Below are 16,620 nucleotides of genomic sequence, written 5' to 3' on the forward strand. Positions count from 1 at the left end.
ACTCGACCCCCTGATGACCGCAACCCTCGTCGCCAAGAACCTCGCCGCCGGCCACGGCGACCGCTCCCTCTTCTCCGCCCTCGAACTGGTCGTCGCCCCCGGCGACGTCATCGGCCTCGTGGGCGCCAACGGAGCGGGCAAGTCCACCCTCCTGCGCCTGCTCGCGGGCCTGGACACCCCGGAGACCGGTGAACTGCGCCTCTCGCCGCCCACCGCGGCCGTGGGCCACCTGCCCCAGGAGCCGGACCGCCGCCCCGGGGAGTCCATCCGCGCCTTCCTCGCCCGCCGCACCGGCGTCGACGAGGCCCAGCGGATCATGGACGAGGCCACCCAGGGCCTGGTCGACGGGACCCCGGGAGCGGACGACGCGTACGCCGTCAGCCTGGAACGCTGGCTGGCGCTCGGCGGTGCGGATCTGGACGAGCGGGCCGAAGAGGTCACCGCGTCCCTCGGCCTCGGCGTCAGCCTCGACCTGCCGATGACCTCCCTCTCCGGCGGCCAGGCCGCCCGCGCGGGCCTCGCGTCGCTGCTCCTCTCCCGCTACGACGTCTTCCTCTTGGACGAGCCGACCAACGACCTCGACCTGGCGGGCCTCGACCGCCTGGAGAGCTTCGTACGAGGACTGCGTGCCGGCACGGTGGTCGTCAGCCACGACCGCGAGTTCCTCACCCGCACCGTCACCAAGGTCCTCGAACTCGACCTCGCCCAGCAGCAGATCAACCTCTACGGAGGCGGCTACGAGGCGTATCTGGAGGAGCGGGACGTCGCGCGCCGGCACGCACGCGACGACTTCGACGAGTACGCCGACAAGAGGTCCGCCCTTGAGGGCCGCGCCCAGATGCAGCGCTCCTGGATGGACAAGGGCGTCAAGAACGCCCGGCGCAAGGCGGGCGACAACGACAAGATCGGCCGGAACTTCCGCAGCGACGCCAGCGAGAAGCAGGCGTCGAAGGCACGCCAGACGCAGCGCATGATCGAGCGCCTGGACGTCGTCGAGGAGCCCCGCAAGGAGTGGGAGCTGCAGATGGAGATCGCGTCGGCGCCGCGCTCCGGCAGCGTCGTCGCCACCCTTCGCGACGCGGAGGTGCACCGCGGCGACTTCACGCTAGGACCCGTGACGCTGCAGATCGACTGGGCGGACCGGGTGGCCATCACCGGCGCGAACGGCTCGGGTAAGTCGACCCTGCTCGGCGCGCTTCTGACCCGCATCCCCACCGACGCGGGCCACGCGGCCCTCGGCTCCGGGGTGCTCGTCGGCGAGGTGGACCAGGCCCGCGCGCTGTTCCACGGCACGGAGTCCCTCCTGGACGCGTTCTGCGCGGCCGTGCCCGACACCGAACCGGCCGAAGTGCGCACGCTGCTGGCCAAGTTCGGCCTGAAGGCGGCGCACGTCCTGCGCTCCGCGGCCACCCTCTCCCCGGGCGAGCGCACCCGCGCGGCCCTCGCGCTCCTCCAGGGCCGTGGCGTCAACCTCCTGGTCCTCGACGAGCCGACGAACCACCTCGACCTGCCCGCGATCGAGCAGCTGGAGTCGGCACTGGAGGCCTACGAGGGCACGCTGCTCCTGGTCACGCACGACCGCAGAATGCTGGACGCGGTGCGGGTGACGCGGCGGCTGGAGGTGACGGAGGGCAAGGTGACCGAGCTGTCACCCTGACCTCCGCAGCTCCCCCCCGACTCAGCGCTTCTTGGGGTCCAGAAGCCCGGCCCGCCGCAGCGCGTCAGCCATCGCGTCATTGGCAGGGGGCGGCCCCTGCCGCTTCGGCTGCCGCTGGCCCTGACTTTGGCCGTCCTGCTGGCGCGGGGGTCGCTTGCCCCTCTGCTGTGGGGGACGCCCGCCCCGCGTCGGCTGCTCGCCGTCGGCAGGGCTCGCCTCGTCGTCGAGGCGGAGCGTCAGCGAGATCCGCTTGCGCGGGATGTCGACGTCCATCACCTTCACCTTGACGATGTCACCCGGCTTTACCACGTCCCGCGGGTCCTTGACGAACGTCCTGGACATCGCGGAGACATGCACGAGCCCGTCCTGGTGAACACCGATGTCCACGAACGCGCCGAACGCCGCCACGTTCGTGACGACCCCTTCGAGCACCATCCCGGACGCGAGGTCGGAGATCTTCTCGACGCCTTCCTTGAAGGTCGCCGTCTTGAACGCCGGACGCGGGTCACGTCCGGGCTTCTCCAGCTCCTTGAGGATGTCGGACACCGTGGGCAGACCGAAGGACTCGTCCACGAACTCGTCCGCCCTGAGCGAGCGCAGCGTCGCCGTGTCGCCGACGAGGGAGGCGACCTCACCGCCGGTCTTCTTCGCCATCTTGCGCACCACGGGATACGCCTCGGGGTGCACGCTGGAGGCGTCCAGGGGGTCGTCGCCGCCGCGGATGCGCAGGAAGCCCGCGCACTGCTCGTACGCCTTGGGGCCGAGCCGCGCCACGTCCTTGAGGCCCTTGCGGGAGGCGAAGGGGCCGTTGGCGTCGCGGTGCGACACGATGTTCTCGGCGAGCCCGGCGCCGATGCCGGAGACCCGGGCGAGCAGCGGGGCGGACGCGGTGTTCACGTCCACGCCGACGCCGTTCACACAGTCCTCGACGACCGCGTCGAGCGAGCGCGACAGCTTCACCTCGGAGAGGTCGTGCTGGTACTGGCCGACGCCGATGGACTTCGGGTCGATCTTCACCAGCTCGGCGAGCGGGTCCTGGAGGCGGCGGGCGATGGACACGGCGCCGCGCAGCGACACGTCCATGTCGGGCAGCTCCTGCGAGGCGAACGCCGACGCCGAGTACACCGAGGCGCCCGCCTCGGAGACCATCACCTTGGTGAGGTTCAACTCCGGGTGCTTGTCGATGAGTTCACCGGCGAGCTTGTCCGTCTCGCGGGACGCCGTGCCGTTCCCGATCGCGATCAGGTCGACCGCGTGCTCCTTGGCGAGCTTCGCAAGCGTGGCCAGGGCCTTGTCCCACTTGTTCGCAGGGACATGCGGGTGGATGACGTCCGTCGCGACGACCTTGCCGGTCGCGTCGACCACGGCGACCTTCACACCCGTACGGAAACCGGGGTCGAGCCCCAGCGTCGCGCGCGTGCCCGCCGGTGCGGCGAGCAGCAGGTCGCGCAGGTTCGAGGCGAAGACCCGCACGGCCTCGTCCTCGGCGGCCGTCCGCAGCCTAAGGCGCAGGTCGATCCCGAGGTGCACCAGGATGCGGGTCCGCCAGGACCAGCGCACCGTGTCCTGCAGCCACTTGTCGCCCGGGCGCCCGCGGTCCTGGACGCCGAAACGGTGGGCGACCATCCCCTCGTACGAAGAAGGCCCTTCCGTGGCCTCCTCCGGTTCGAGGACGAGGTCGAGCACGTCCTCCTTCTCGCCGCGCAGCATCGCCAGGATCCGGTGCGAGGGCAGGTCCTTGAAGGGCTCGGCGAAGTCGAAGTAGTCGGCGAACTTGGCGCCCGCCTCCTCCTTGCCCTCGCGGACCTTCGCGGAGAGCCGGCCGCGCACCCACATGCGCTCACGCAGCTCGCCGATCAGGTCGGCGTCCTCGGAGAACCGCTCGGCGAGGATCGCGCGGGCACCGTCCAGGGCGGCCTGCGGATCAGCGACGCCCTTGTCCGCGTCCACGAAGGCGGCGGCCGCGGCGAGCGGCTCCACCGAGGGGTCGCCGAGCAGCCCGTCGGCCAGCGGCTCAAGGCCCGCCTCGCGGGCGATCTGCGCCTTGGTGCGCCGCTTCGGCTTGAACGGCAGATAGATGTCCTCGAGCCGCGCCTTGGTGTCCGCCGCGCGGATCCGGGCCTCAAGATCGTCGCTCAGCTTGCCCTGCTCGCGGACCGATTCGAGGATCGCCGCACGCCGCTCCTCGAGCTCCCGCAGATAGCGCAGCCGCTCCTCGAGCGTGCGCAGCTGCGCGTCGTCGAGCATCTCGGTCGCTTCCTTGCGGTAGCGAGCGATGAAGGGCACCGTCGAGCCGCCGTCGAGCAGGTCGACGGCGGCCTTCACCTGCCGCTCCCGTACGCCGAGTTCTTCGGCGATCCTGCTTTCGATGGATGCTGGAGTGGACGTCTGCAGAGGTGCCACGTTTCCCGCCTTCTCACTGGGGTTGCCGGGCAATTGTGGCAGGTGGCACCGACAGCGGGGGGATCAGACCCGGCGTGCCCGCCCCGGCCGACGCCCCGAACGGCCTCCGGAACGGCCTCCGGAACGAGAGGCTCCGCCGAAGAGCCGGGCAACTGCGCGGAACGGCAGCGTCACCACTGTGGCGAGCGCCGCGCCGATCTGACGCAGGACATCTGCGATCGCACGGAACACGGGACTACCCCTTTCGTCGCCCGGTCCGGCGCCAGACGCACCCGACCGGAGGCGAACGGGTACCTCACCCAGTGCGGTGCATGCTCGGCGCGGCTGCCTACTCCTTGCCGAGCAGATCCGCCGGGAACGCCCCGGACTTCAGCGCCGCCCCGGCGAACACCGACCCCAGCTCCGTCAGGCGCTCGACGCCCGCGGCCCCCAAGTGCTCGTACGGCGCCCGGTCGAGGCGGTCCGTGGCCTCCTCGACGTCCCGGCGCAGCGCGACCCCGGCCTCCGTCAACTCGGCCTTCCCGTCGTGCAGTCCGCGGGCGCGCAGCCGCTCCACCGCGGCGTCCCAGTCCTCCTGGCTCCAGCCGCGAATGGCGACGTTCCACTTCGGCGTCATGCCCTTGCCCGTCGCCGTGTGGCTCACCAGGGCCTCCACCCCGTCGAGTTCGCTGTCCATGAGGACCGCGAGGTGCCCGTCCCCCCGGTGCTCGCGCAGCAGCGTGGCCGCGTGCCAGAGCGCGAGGTGCGGCTCCTCGGGGACGGGCAGGTCCGCGTGGGCGGCGTAGAGCGGGCGTGCGGCACGGGAGCAGGCCTCGGTGGCGCGCAGCGCGAGCCCCGCCGCCTCCGCCATCTCGGGGGACGTGAGGGCCTCCTCCCCGAGGAGGCGTCGCAGCGTCGCGTCGACGGCACGCAGGCGTGCGGCGAGGACGTCTTCGGGGGACGCGGTACGCCAGATGCCGGGGACGTGCCGGGCCACGAGGTCGTACTTGTAGTTGTAGAACGCCGCCGCGACCACTCCGGGGCCGACCGGACCCATCGCCGCCGTGCGTACGGCGAAATTGACGGCCCTGGGGTGGCTGATGCCGAGGCCGGCCAGCTCGCTGCCCACGTCGGGGGAGAAGTAGTGCGTCGAGTGCAGCGAATTGAGCACGGTGTGACATCGGCGTCCCGCGCGGGGGTGGAGGGCCGTGGCCGGGGCGGGGGGCGTAAGAGAAGTCATGACCGCACGTTACCGACTGGTTGGTATGACGTGAAGCCCCGGGCTCGGCATCACCGGCCCCGACGGGACCCATGGCAGGAAAGGTGGGCACCTCGTCATTGCGGCCATCGCGCCCGGGCCCAAGAATCAGGGACATGGAGCAGCGAACCGTCCTGGTCGTCCTCTACGACGGCGTCCAGAGTCTCGATGTCACGGGCCCGGTGGAGGTCTTCGCGGGCGGCGCCGCCCACCGCGGCGGTGACGTACCGGCGTACCGCATCCACACCGCGTCCCTGGACGGCGCCCCCGTACGCACCTCCAGCGGACTGACGCTCGTCCCGGACTCCTCCCTCGCCGACGCCCCCGTACCGCACACGCTCCTCGCCCCGGGCGGCACAGGCAGCCGCACCGCCGACCCCCGCCTGATCGACTGGCTCCGCACACACGCCCCGCGCGCGCAGCGCCTGGTCTCGGTCTGCACCGGTGCCATCCTGCTCGCCGAGGCGGGCCTCCTGGACGGCCGCCGGGCGACGACCCACTGGGCGTACTGCGACGCGCTCGCCCGCGACCACCCCGCCATCGAGGTCGACCCGGACCCGATCTTCGTACGCGACGGCCATGTGGCGACGTCCGCGGGCGTGACCGCCGGCATCGACCTGGCCCTTGCCCTGGTCGAGGAGGACCTGGGCCGCGACGAGGCGCTGACCGTCGCGCGGTACCTCGTCGTCTTTCTGCGGCGCCCCGGGAACCAGGCGCAGTTCAGCGCCCAGCTCGCCGCGCAGACGGCCAGGCGTGAGCCCCTGCGCGAGGTCCAGCAGTGGATCACCGAGCACCCGGACAGCGATCTCTGCGTCGAGTCGCTGGCCGCCCGCGCCCGGCTCTCGCCCCGGCACTTCGCCCGCGCTTTCCTGACGGAGACCGGGATGACCCCGGGGAAGTACGTCGAGCGCGTCCGCGTCGAGCACGCCCGCCGCCTCCTGGAGGACACCTCCGACGGCGTCGAGGAGGTCTCGCGCGCCTGCGGCTACGGCACCCCCGAAGCCATGCGCCGGTCCTTCGTCAAGACCCTCGGCGCGGCGCCCGCCGAGTACCGGCGGCGCTTCCACGCCCCGCCCGCCGCCCGGACGGCGCCCACCCGCAACGGATAGGCACCCCATGCAGATCGCCATCGCCCTGTTCGACCGCTTCACCGCCCTGGACGCGGTCGGCCCGTACGAGACCCTCAGCCGTATGCCCGGCGCCGAGACCGTCTTCGTGGCCCACCGCGCCGGTCCCGTGCGCAACGACAGCCGCTCCCTCGCGCTCGTCGCCGAGCGGGCCTTCGCCGACGTACCGGCCCCCGACATCGTCGTCGTCCCCGGCGGCCCAGGACAGAGCGACCACATGGAGGACGAGACGCTCCTGGGCTGGCTCCGCTCGGCGGATGCCACCAGCACCTGGACGACGTCCGTGTGCACCGGCTCCCTCCTGCTCGCCGCCGCGGGGCTGCTCAGGGGCCGCCGCGCCACTTCGCACTGGCTCGCCCTCGCGGAGCTCGAGCGGTTCGGCGTGGAGCCGACGGGGGAGCGGGTGGTGTTCGACGGCAAGTACGTCACGTCGGCCGGTGTCTCCTCCGGGATCGACATGGGGCTCGCCCTCGTCGGCCGTATCGCGGGAGAGGAGCAGGCCCAGACCGTGCAGCTCCTGACGGAGTACGACCCCCAGCCGCCCTACGACGCCGGATCCCCGCAGAAGGCGCCTGCGCACCTGGTCGAGCGATTCCGCGCGGGGAGCCGATTCGGCCAGTAGCGGGGCAGTCGCTTCAGCTCGCAGTGGTTTCGCCGGGCGTCCACGTGAAGCGCGGCTCGCGGCGATCGAGGAAGGCGGCGACCCCCTCCGTGGTGTCGCCGCCCGCGCGCGCCTGTTCGCTCCAGTAGGCGTCCCGGTCCAGACGCCCCGCCGTGAACTCCTTGGCCGCGGCCTGCGTCAGCTGCGACCGCGCGGCCAGTACGGCGGTGAACTCAGCGACCCGCTTGTCGAGCCCGTCCCCGGGCAGCACCTCGTCCACCAGACCGGTGCGCAACGCACGCTCCGCCCCGATCAACTCGCCCGAGAACAGGAGGTACTTGGCGGTGGCAGGTCCCACGAGCGACACCAGGCGCCGCGTGGACGACGACGGGTAGACGATCCCCAGCTTCGCCGGAGTGATCCCGAACAAGGCGTCCTCGTCCGCGAACCGAAGATCGCAGGCCGCGGCCAGCTGGCTTCCGCCGCCCACGCAGTAGCCGCGCACCGCGGCGAGCGTCGGCTTCGGGAAGGCCGCGAGCGCCTCCTCGGCCCGCACCGCGAGCTCCTGCGCCTCGCCCGGCGACTGCCGCAGCGAGGAGATGTCGGCGCCCGCGCAGAAGGTCCCGCCCTCGCCGGTCAGCACGACCGTACGGACGGCCGGATCGGCGGCGAGCCCCGCGAGCAGCGGCGGCAGCCCGCGCCACATGTCCGTCGTCATGGCGTTGCGCTTGGCCGGATGGTCGATGACGACGGTGGCGACGCCGTGCGTGACGGCCTGCCTCAGCTGCGACTCCATGCGCCGGATGCTATCCGCACGCCTCGAACGTACGATCAAGAAGGGGCGGCCCTGAGAACTCTGCTCGGCGGGGGAAGCAGGACGGAGACGCTGATGGCCCGACCCAAGTCCGCCAAGACGGCCAAGATGGCCAAGACCGACGGCACCGCCACGCCGGGCGCCCAAGGCACCCAGGACGCCAAGCAGCTCAGCCGCAGCCTCGGCTGGCTGGCCCTGCTCGGCGTGATCCTCGCGCTGGCCGGGATCGTCGGCCTCGTCTACACGGGCGTCGCCACCCTCACCTCGATGCTCCTCTTCGGCTGGCTGCTGCTGATCGGCGGCTGTGTCGGTCTGCTGCACGCGGTCCAGTCGCGCGGCACGAACTTCTTCTGGCTCGGTGTCGTCGTGGCCGCCCTGAACCTCGCGGCCGGCGTCGTGATCATCCGCAGGCCCGAGGTCGCGGCGGAGGCGCTGACGATGTTCGCGGCGCTGCTCTTCCTGACCGGCGGAGTGTTCCGTCTGGTCGGCAGCCTGGTGGTGCGTGGCCCGCAGTTCGGCTGGACGCTGGTGCAAGGAGCTTTCGGGCTGCTGCTCGGCATCCTGGTGCTCGCCAACTGGCCCAGCAGCAGCCAGTACGTGATCGGCTGCTTCTTCTCGCTGGCGCTGCTCTTCGACGGCCTCGGCTTGCTCGCCGCGGGTCTCGGCGGGCGCCGGATCGTGAGCATGGTGGCCGATGGGCCGGGCGGGCCGGAAGCCGTACAACCCGAAGAACGCTAGAGGGCGAAACCAGAGGGACAGGACTAGTCGCTCAACCGACGAGTTCGGACGCCAGTGCTCAATTGCCGTCGATAGTCGCTGACTTCTGGTCAGTCATTCGGTCCGGACCAGCGCATTCTCAACACTCGATGTGTGGTGACAATCGAGCGCAAGGGCGGGGACCGGACGATGGGCGACGACGGGAGGGGGCCCGGCCCACTCCCTCGGGGGAGCGGAAAAGTGCCGTACGAGGGCGTGTGGCGGTTCACCGCCGCCGCCGTCGACGCCTCGGTGCCCCAGGCGCGGCACGCCGTACGCGATCTGCTCGCCCGGCAGGGCGTGCCCGCGTCGGACGACCTCGTGCAGGGCCTGCTCCTGATCGTCTCCGAGCTGGTCACCAACGCCGTACGGCACGCCGCCCTGCTCTCGCCGATGCTCGCGGTGGAGGTGGCGGTCGGCGCGGAGTGGGTGCGGGTCTCCGTGGAGGACGACCACCCCTACCGCCCGACCGCCCTGGTGGCCGACCACGGTCAGACGGGCGGCCGCGGTCTTCTCCTCGTCCGGGAGATCACGAAGGAGGCGGGCGGCGCCTGCGACGTCGAACACACCGCGAGCGGGGGCAAGGTCATCTGGGCAGCCCTGCCCCTGAAGCCCAACGGCACCGCCTAGAGCGGGAGTTGGGTCACCACCCGGCGGAAGGCCCCGTCAGCTCCCGGATCGCGGGCCGCGCCGAGTCCAGGACGGTCATGAACCACGCCGAGAACGTGCCGTTGGCGTGCCGCTCCGCCAGCTCGGCGGCCGTCACGAACGCGGTCTCGCCGACCTCGGACTCGTCGGGCCGCAGCGGCGACTGGACCATCCCCACGAAGAGATGGTTGAACTCCTGCTCCACCAGGCCCGAGTCGGGGTCCGGGTGGTTGTAGCGGACGGTGCCCGCCTCCGCCAGGAGCGAGGGCGAGACGCCCAGCTCCTCGTACGTCCGGCGCGCGGCGGCCGCGAACGGCGCCTCACCCGGGTAGGGGTGCCCACAGCAGGTGTTCGACCAGACGCCGGGGGAGTGGTACTTGCCGAGGGCGCGCTGCTGCAGCAACAGCCGCCCCTGCTCGTCGAAGAGGAAAACAGAGAACGCCCGGTGCAACTGCCCGGGCGCCTGATGCGCGGAGAGTTTCTCCGCTGTGCCGATCGTCCTGCCGTCCTCGTCGACGAGTTCCAGCAAGATCGCTTCTCCGGTGCCGTTCGACGAACTGTTCGCCGCGGTGGCAGGTGTGATCGGCATACCCATCCTTCGCTTCGGTCTACGAACCTCAAGTCTGCCGTACGTGAGTGGCGCTACCGGCAAGGAACCACCGAAGCCACTCCTCAGTGGCAGAGCTTCGCCTCGTGCTCCGCGTGACCGACCGGCTCCAGCTGGAAGGTGCAGTGCTCCACGTCGAAGTGGTCGCCCAGGCATCCCTGCAGCTCGTGCAGCATCTTCTCGTGGCCGATCCCGTTCAGCGTCTCGGTGCTGACGACCACATGCGCTGACAGGACCGGCATGCCCGACGTGATGGTCCACGCGTGCAGGTCGTGGACGTCCTCGACGCCCGGCAGATCCAGTATGTGCGAGCGGACCTCGGCCATGTCGACGCCCTTGGGTGCGGACTCCAGGAGCACGTTCAGGGTCTCGCGCAGCAGCTTCACCGTACGCGGCACGATCATCAGGCCGATGACCAGCGAGGCGATCGGGTCCGCCGCCTGAAAGCCGGTCGTCAGGATGAGTACCGCCGCGACGATCACGGCCAGCGAGCCAAGCGCGTCGGCCATCACTTCGAGGAAGGCGCCCCGCACGTTCAGGCTGTCCTTCTGGCCGCGCATCAGGAGCGAGAGGGAGATCATGTTCGCGACGAGGCCGATGACGCCGAAGACGATGGTCAGTCCGCCCTCGGTCTCCGCGGGCGTGATGAACCGCTGGACGGCCTCGTACAGGACGTAGCCGCCGACCCCGAGCAGCAGCAGGCAGTTGGCGAGCGCGGCAAGGATCTCGGCGCGGGCATAGCCGAAGGTGCGGTTCTCCGTCGCCGGGCGGCCCGCGAACTGGATCGCGAGCAGTGCCATGCCGAGACCGAGCGCGTCCGTCGCCATGTGCGTCGCGTCCGCGATGAGCGCAAGTGAATCCGCCATGACGCCACCGACGATCTCGACCACCATGACGGTGATCGTGATCGAGAGCGCGATGCGCAGCCGACCTCGGTACGCCGCCGTCGCCGTCCCCCCGTGCGTGTGTCCGTGATCGTGCCCAGCCCCCATGGAAGCCGCCTCCGTGTGCTCGGTATCGGTCGTCTGTCCCCTGGTCGCGTCGTTGCCGCGATCACAGTGAACTACGGGTGGGGGGTATCCGGCAACACGGCACTGAACACCGTTGTCATATGCTCTGACCTGCGGAAATGACCGCAGGTCAGAGCCCTGACGTGATCAAGAGCGGCGCGCCTCGGGGTGGTGGAGGCACCAGCCGGCCCACGCGGACTCGACCATCTCGCGTACACCGCGCCGGGCCGACCAGCCCAGCTCCTTCGCGGCGAGGCGCGCGTCCGCGACCGCGCGCGGCGCGTCGCCCTCGCGGCCCGGCTCGACGAGCGCGGGGCGGTCGTCGCCGGACACCTCCCCGATGAGCGTCACAAGTTCGCGTACGGAAACGCCCTCACCGCGGCCGATGTTCACCGTCAGATCGCCCTCGGGGACCGACATGAGACGGCGGGCCGCCGCGAGGTGCGCGTCGGCGAGGTCGGCGACGTGGATGTAGTCGCGGACGCAGGTGCCGTCCGGCGTCGGATGGCCGGCGCCGAAGATGCGCGGCGCCTCGTCGCGCGTGAGCCGGTCGAAGACCATCGGGATCACGTTGTAGACCCCGGTGTCCGCGAGCTCGGGAGTCACCGCGCCCGCCACGTTGAAATAACGCAAGCACACGGTCGCGATGCCATGCGCCCGGCCCGCGGCCCGCACCAGCCACTCCCCGGCGAGCTTCGTCTCGCCGTAGGGGTTGATCGGCACGCAGGGGGTGTCCTCGGCCACCAGCTCCACGTCGGGCGGGTTTCCGTACACGGCGGCCGACGAGGAGAAGACGAACCGCTTGATCCCGGCCTCGGCCACCGCTTCGAGCAGCGTCACCAGGCCGCCCACGTTCTCCCGGTAGTAGCGCAGCGGCTGCTCCACGGACTCGCCGACCTGCTTACGGGCCGCGAGATGCACCACACCCGTCACCTCGTGCTCGGCGAAGACCCGCCGCAGCAGCTCACCGTCGAGCGATGAGCCCCTAATGAGAGGGATGTCCGAGGGGAGGCGCTCCGGCACTCCGGCCGAGACGTCGTCGAGGACGACGACCCGCTCCCCGGCACCGGCCATCGCCCGCGCCACATGTGCCCCGATATATCCCGCTCCACCTGTGATCATCCATGTCATGGGCGTCGACTTTATGTCGTTTGTGCCGGTCGCATGAAGCGCGGTTTGTGGGCGCCGCCCCCGATCGACCATGATGATCGAGTTGACGGAGGCCTTCGCAGGTCGTGCTTATGGGGCCGTAAACGGGCGGTGAACGCCCGCTTCCCATCATCCGATAGCCTCTGCCGACGTGCCGCCCGGCCGCTGCCGGCCAGGGGCGCCCCTCATCATCACGCACGTGCCCGGCGCGAGCCGCGCCGGCAATCAAGGAGTGAGTTCGTCTGTCGACCGCCATCCTGACCGGTCAGCCGGTCCCCGGGTCGCCGCTCGAAGGCGATCTGCGGTCCCTGGGGTTTGACGTCCGCATCGCATCCGACGCCGCGGACACCGAGACACTGCTCGCCGCCGTCCCGGCCGGACAGCGGGTCGCGGTCGTCGACGCGCGCTTCGTGGGCCACGTCCACGCGCTCCGCATCGGCCTGACGGACCCGCGCTTCGCCGCGTCCGCCGTCCCCGGCGCCGTCACCGCGCAGCCCGAGGCCCGCACGGACCTGACGAGCGCGCTGCGTACGGTCACCGGCTCCGGCAGCGGCGGCGGCTCCGCCCTGACGGTGGAGGCGCTCGCGGACCACGTCTCCGAGACGCTGGCCGCCGAAGGCCGCGACGTCCACCGCCCCGACCTCGGCACCCTCGTCGCCACCGTGCCCAGCGATCCGCAGGCGCGGAACGAGGCGCGGCAGGCGGTGGCGGCCGTGGACGACGAGGCCGTACGCCTGCGGACCGCGGTCAAGTCGCGGGACGGCTTCTTCACCACGTACTGCATCTCCCCTTACTCGCGCTACCTCGCCCGCTGGTGCGCGCGCCGCGGCCTCACCCCGAACCAGGTCACCACCGCCTCGCTCCTCGTCGCCCTGATCGCGGCGGGCTGCGCGGCCACCGGCACCCGCGGCGGCTTCGTCGCGGCCGGCCTCCTTCTGCTCTTCTCCTTCGTCCTGGACTGCACGGACGGGCAGCTCGCCCGCTACTCCCTGCAGTACTCGACGCTGGGCGCCTGGCTGGACGCGACGTTCGACCGGGCCAAGGAGTACGCCTACTACGCGGGCCTCGCACTCGGCGCGGCCCAGGGCGGCGACGACGTATGGGCGCTCGCGCTCGGCGCGATGGTCCTGCAGACCTCCCGGCACGTCGTGGACTTCTCCTTCAACGAGGCGAACCACGACGCCACCGCCAACACCAGCCCCACCGCGGCCCTTTCGGACAAGCTCGACAGCGTGGGCTGGACCGTCTGGCTGCGCCGGATGATCGTCCTTCCGATCGGTGAGCGCTGGGCGCTGATCGCCGTCCTCACCGCGGTGACCACCCCGCGGATCACCCTGATCGTGCTGCTCATCGGCTGTGGGCTCGCCGCCTGCTACACCACGGCGGGGCGCGTCCTGCGCTCGCTCACCCGCAGGGCGACCCGCACCGACCGCGCCGCACAGGCACTCGCCGACCTCGCCGACACCGGACCGCTGGCCTCCGCCTTCGCCGCGCTGCGGCCCGGTGGTCTGCCGCTGCCCGCGCCGCTGCTCGCCTTCACCGGCGGCGCCGTGCTGGTCTGCGTGGCGGGACTCACGTCCTACGGCAGCCCCTGGGTCGTCGTCGCCGCGGTGATCTACGTCATCGCTTCGGGCCTCGCCGTCGCCCGCCCCCTCAAGGGCGCCCTCGACTGGCTCGTCCCGCCGTTCTTCCGCGCGGCCGAGTACGGCACGATCCTGCTGCTCGCCGCCAAGGCGGACGTGAACGGCGCCTTGCCCGCGGCTTTCGGACTGGTGTCCGCTGTCGCCTACCATCACTACGACACGGTGTACCGCATCCGCGGTGACGCCGGAGCACCCCCGCACTGGCTGGTGCGGGCGATCGGCGGGCACGAGGGCAGGACACTGCTGGTCGCTGTCGCCGCAGCTCTGCTCACGGACACAGATTTCACCGTCGCGCTCACGGCACTCGCCGTGGCCGTGGCACTCGTGGTGCTCGTCGAGAGCATCCGCTTCTGGGTGACCGCGCACAAACGTGGAGCACCCGCCGTACACGATGAAGGAGAACCCGCATGATCGGCCTCGTGCTGGCGGCCGGCGCCGGACGGCGTCTTCGCCCCTACACCGACACGCTCCCCAAGGCCCTGGTGCCGGTCGACGGTGACACCACCATCCTCGACCTGACCCTCGGCAACTTTGCGGAGATCGGACTGACCGAGGTCGCGATCATCGTCGGTTACAAGAAGGAAGCGGTCTACGACCGCAAGGCGGCGCTCGAGGAGAAGTACGGCCTCAAGCTCACGCTGATCGACAACGACAAGGCCGAGGAGTGGAACAACGCCTACTCCCTCTGGTGCGGTCGTGACGCGATCAAGCACACGGTGATCCTCGCCAACGGCGACACCGTGCACCCCGTCTCCGTCGAGAAGACGCTGCTCGCCGCCCGCGGCGACGGCAAGAAGATCATCCTCGCCCTCGACACGGTGAAGAACCTCGCCGACGAGGAGATGAAGGTCATCGTGGACCCCGACAAGGGTGTCCAGAAGATCACCAAGCTGATGGACCCGGCGACCGCCACCGGTGAGTACATCGGTGTCACGCTCATCGAGGGTGACGCCGCCGAGCAGCTTGCCGACGCCCTGAAGACCACCTTCGAGCGCGACCCCGACCTCTACTACGAGGACGGCTACCAGGAGCTCGTCAACCGCGGCTTCAAGATCGACGTGGCCCCGATCGGCGACCTCAAGTGGGTCGAGATCGACAACCACGACGACCTCGCCAAGGGCCGGGAGATCGCGTGCCAGTACTGACGAGGCTCATCCCCTCGCCGGTCGTCGTGGACATCCGGCCGGGGGCGCTCAACGACCTGGCCGGGGTCCTGGCCGACCAGCGGATCTGCTCGTCAACCGGCAAGCTCGCCGTCGCGATCAGCGGCGGCTCCGGCGCGGTGCTCCGTCAGCGGCTCGAACCGTCGCTGCCCAGCGCCGATTGGTTCGAGGTCGGCGGCGGCACGCTCGATGACGCCATCAAGCTCGCCGACGCCATCAAGAAGGGCCGCTACGACGCGGTCGTCGGCCTCGGCGGCGGCAAGATCATCGACTGCGCCAAGTTCGCCGCCGCGCGCGTCGGCGCGCCGATGGTCGCCGTCGCGACGAACCTGTCGCACGACGGCCTCTGCTCGCCGGTCGCCACGCTCGACAACGACGCGGGCCGCGGCTCGTACGGAGTCCCGAACCCCATCGCGGTCGTCATCGACCTCGATGTGATCCGTGAGGCCCCCGTACGTTTCGTGCGCTCCGGCATCGGCGACGCCCTGTCCAACATCTCCGCGATCGCGGACTGGGAGCTCGCCGCCCGTGAACGCGGCGAGGACATCGACGGCCTCGCGGCCGCGATGGCGCGCCAGGCGGGCGAAGCCGTCCTGCGGCACCCCGGTGGCGTCGGCGACGACGCCTTCCTTCAGGTCCTCGCCGAGGGGCTGGTCCTCACCGGCATCGCGATGTCCGTGTCGGGCGACTCCCGCCCGGCGTCCGGCGCCTGCCACGAGATCAACCACGCCTTCGACCTCCTCTTCCCCAAGCGCGCCGCCAGCCACGGCGAGCAGTGCGGCCTGGGCGCGGCCTTCGCGATGTTCCTGCGCGGGGCACGCGAGGAGTCCAAGTACATGGTGGAGGTCCTGCGCAGGCACGGCCTCCCCGTGACGCCGGAGGAGATCGGCTTCACCGTGGACGAGTTCGTCCAGGTCGTGGAGTACGCCCCGCAGACGCGCCCCGGGCGCTACACGATCCTCGAGCACCTCAATCTGAATTCCGACCAGATCAAGGACGCATACGCCGACTATGCCAAGGCCATCGGTAGCTGAACTCCGCCCCGTCGTTCACCCCGCAGGGGTGAAGGACCGGCGCAGCGGTGAGCACTGGGCGGGACGCCTGTACATGCGAGAGATCTCGCTGCGCTGCGACCGCTACCTGGTGAACACCAGGATCACGCCCAACCAGCTCACGTATCTGATGACCGTGGCCGGCGCCCTCGCCGCCCCGGCCCTCCTCGTGCCGGGCATCTGGGGCGCCGTTCTCGGCGTGGTGATGGTCCAGCTGTATCTCCTGCTGGACTGCGTCGACGGCGAGATCGCCCGCTGGCGCAAGCAGTACTCGATGGCCGGGGTCTACCTGGACCGTGTCGCCGCCTACCTGTGCGACGCCGCGGTCCTGGTCGGCTTCGGTCTGCGCGCCGCCGACATATGGGGCTCCGGCCGCATCGACTGGCTGTGGGCCTTCCTCGGCACGCTCGCCGCGCTCGGCGCCATCCTGATCAAGGCGGAGACCGACCTCGTCGGCGTCGCCCGTCACCAGCAGGGCCTGGCGCCGGTCAAGGAGTCGGCCTCCGAGCCGCGCTCCTCCGGCATGGCCCTGGCCCGCAAGGCCGCGGGAGCCCTGAAGTTCCACCGGCTCGTGCTCGGCATCGAGGCGTCGCTGCTCATCCTGGTCCTCGCGATCGTGGACTCGGTCCGCGGCGACCTGTTCTTCTCGCGGCTCGGCGTCGCCGTCCTCGCCGGCATCGCGCTCCTTCAGACCCTGCTGCACCTCGTGTCCATCCTCGCCTCCAGCAGGCTGAAGTGAGTACGGCAGCGAAC

The 16,620-nt window shown here is 71.0% G+C and carries 16 protein-coding genes and 1 pseudogene; 10 read left to right on the forward strand and 7 right to left on the reverse strand.

The features are described from left to right. Nucleotides 1-13 precede the first annotated feature (13 nt). Nucleotides 14-1,657: an ABC-F family ATP-binding cassette domain-containing protein gene (locus ACGFX9_RS14180; protein ID WP_393470051.1), complete on the forward strand. Its 1,644-nt coding sequence runs from the start codon at nt 14-16 to the stop codon at nt 1,655-1,657. Nucleotides 1,658-1,678: 21 nt separating this feature from the next. On the opposite strand, the gene ACGFX9_RS14185 is transcribed toward ACGFX9_RS14180, so the two are convergent. From ACGFX9_RS14185 to ACGFX9_RS14195, 3 genes are all read right to left on the reverse strand, one after another. Next, nucleotides 1,679-4,060, reverse strand: coding sequence for a Tex-like N-terminal domain-containing protein (locus tag ACGFX9_RS14185; protein WP_393470054.1), 2,382 nt, complete (start codon nt 4,058-4,060; stop codon nt 1,679-1,681). Nucleotides 4,061-4,123: 63 nt separating this feature from the next. Then, nucleotides 4,124-4,291, reverse strand: a complete 168-nt coding sequence (locus ACGFX9_RS14190; protein ID WP_393470058.1) for an LPFR motif small protein — start codon at nt 4,289-4,291, stop codon at nt 4,124-4,126. 97 nt (nt 4,292-4,388) lie between these two features. Next, nucleotides 4,389-5,279: a hypothetical protein gene (locus ACGFX9_RS14195; protein WP_393470061.1), complete on the reverse strand. Its 891-nt coding sequence runs from the start codon at nt 5,277-5,279 to the stop codon at nt 4,389-4,391. 134 nt (nt 5,280-5,413) lie between these two features. Here ACGFX9_RS14195 and ACGFX9_RS14200 point away from each other — a divergent pair. The 3 genes and pseudogenes from ACGFX9_RS14200 to ACGFX9_RS14210 form a co-directional block, all read left to right on the forward strand. Beyond that, nucleotides 5,414-5,926 (forward strand): annotated as a pseudogene (locus ACGFX9_RS14200) (AraC family transcriptional regulator); the annotation flags it as partial. A gap of 192 nt (nt 5,927-6,118) precedes the next feature. Beyond that, on the forward strand, nt 6,119-6,406 hold the full coding sequence (locus ACGFX9_RS14205; protein WP_393470515.1) for a helix-turn-helix domain-containing protein: 288 nt from the start codon (nt 6,119-6,121) through the stop codon (nt 6,404-6,406). A 7-nt stretch (nt 6,407-6,413) separates the two neighbouring features. Beyond that, complete coding sequence (locus ACGFX9_RS14210; RefSeq protein WP_393470064.1) at nt 6,414-7,046, forward strand: DJ-1/PfpI family protein; 633 nt, start codon at nt 6,414-6,416, stop codon at nt 7,044-7,046. Nucleotides 7,047-7,059: 13 nt separating this feature from the next. Here the strand turns inward: ACGFX9_RS14210 and ACGFX9_RS14215 are convergent, their stop codons facing one another. Continuing rightward, nucleotides 7,060-7,821, reverse strand: coding sequence for an enoyl-CoA hydratase/isomerase family protein (locus ACGFX9_RS14215; RefSeq protein WP_393470067.1), 762 nt, complete (start codon nt 7,819-7,821; stop codon nt 7,060-7,062). Nucleotides 7,822-7,947: 126 nt separating this feature from the next. Here ACGFX9_RS14215 and ACGFX9_RS14220 point away from each other — a divergent pair, with 126 nt between their 5' ends. Both ACGFX9_RS14220 and ACGFX9_RS14225 read left to right on the forward strand, forming a co-directional pair. Beyond that, nucleotides 7,948-8,577 carry an HdeD family acid-resistance protein gene (locus ACGFX9_RS14220; protein WP_393470518.1) on the forward strand — a complete coding sequence of 210 codons (630 nt, stop codon included), beginning with the start codon at nt 7,948-7,950 and terminating at the stop codon, nt 8,575-8,577. Nucleotides 8,578-8,745: 168 nt separating this feature from the next. Beyond that, complete coding sequence (locus ACGFX9_RS14225; protein WP_393470521.1) at nt 8,746-9,225, forward strand: ATP-binding protein; 480 nt, start codon at nt 8,746-8,748, stop codon at nt 9,223-9,225. A 13-nt stretch (nt 9,226-9,238) separates the two neighbouring features. On the opposite strand, the gene idi is transcribed toward ACGFX9_RS14225, so the two are convergent. From idi to galE, 3 genes are all read right to left on the reverse strand, one after another. Then, complete coding sequence (idi, locus tag ACGFX9_RS14230) at nt 9,239-9,832, reverse strand: isopentenyl-diphosphate Delta-isomerase (RefSeq protein ID WP_393470070.1); 594 nt, start codon at nt 9,830-9,832, stop codon at nt 9,239-9,241. 83 nt (nt 9,833-9,915) lie between these two features. After that, a complete protein-coding gene (locus ACGFX9_RS14235) occupies nt 9,916-10,842 on the reverse strand; it encodes a cation diffusion facilitator family transporter (protein ID WP_393470073.1) in 927 nt (308 codons plus the stop codon). 165 nt (nt 10,843-11,007) lie between these two features. Beyond that, on the reverse strand, nt 11,008-11,991 hold the full coding sequence (galE, locus tag ACGFX9_RS14240; protein ID WP_393470076.1) for a UDP-glucose 4-epimerase GalE: 984 nt from the start codon (nt 11,989-11,991) through the stop codon (nt 11,008-11,010). 260 nt (nt 11,992-12,251) lie between these two features. On the opposite strand from galE, the gene ACGFX9_RS14245 reads away from it, so the two are divergent. Genes ACGFX9_RS14245 through ACGFX9_RS14260 form a run of 4 tightly spaced genes read left to right on the forward strand, consistent with a single transcriptional unit; the run spans nt 12,252 to nt 16,606 of the window. Beyond that, complete coding sequence (locus tag ACGFX9_RS14245) at nt 12,252-14,063, forward strand: DUF5941 domain-containing protein (protein WP_393470524.1); 1,812 nt, start codon at nt 12,252-12,254, stop codon at nt 14,061-14,063. Continuing rightward, the gene (locus ACGFX9_RS14250) at nt 14,060-14,797 is read left to right on the forward strand and encodes a sugar phosphate nucleotidyltransferase (RefSeq protein ID WP_393470079.1); all 738 of its coding nucleotides are present in this window, start codon (nt 14,060-14,062) and stop codon (nt 14,795-14,797) included. The genes ACGFX9_RS14245 and ACGFX9_RS14250 overlap by 4 nt, the downstream gene beginning before the upstream one ends. Beyond that, nucleotides 14,785-15,849, forward strand: coding sequence for an iron-containing alcohol dehydrogenase family protein (locus tag ACGFX9_RS14255; RefSeq protein WP_393470084.1), 1,065 nt, complete (start codon nt 14,785-14,787; stop codon nt 15,847-15,849). The genes ACGFX9_RS14250 and ACGFX9_RS14255 overlap by 13 nt, the downstream gene beginning before the upstream one ends. Further along, nucleotides 15,827-16,606: a CDP-alcohol phosphatidyltransferase family protein gene (locus ACGFX9_RS14260; protein WP_393470087.1), complete on the forward strand. Its 780-nt coding sequence runs from the start codon at nt 15,827-15,829 to the stop codon at nt 16,604-16,606. The genes ACGFX9_RS14255 and ACGFX9_RS14260 overlap by 23 nt, the downstream gene beginning before the upstream one ends. The last annotated feature ends 14 nt before the right edge of the window (nt 16,607-16,620 follow it).

The organism is Streptomyces sp. NPDC048436 (assembly GCF_043200355.1).
In the GTDB taxonomy this organism is placed as follows: domain Bacteria; phylum Actinomycetota; class Actinomycetes; order Streptomycetales; family Streptomycetaceae; genus Streptomyces.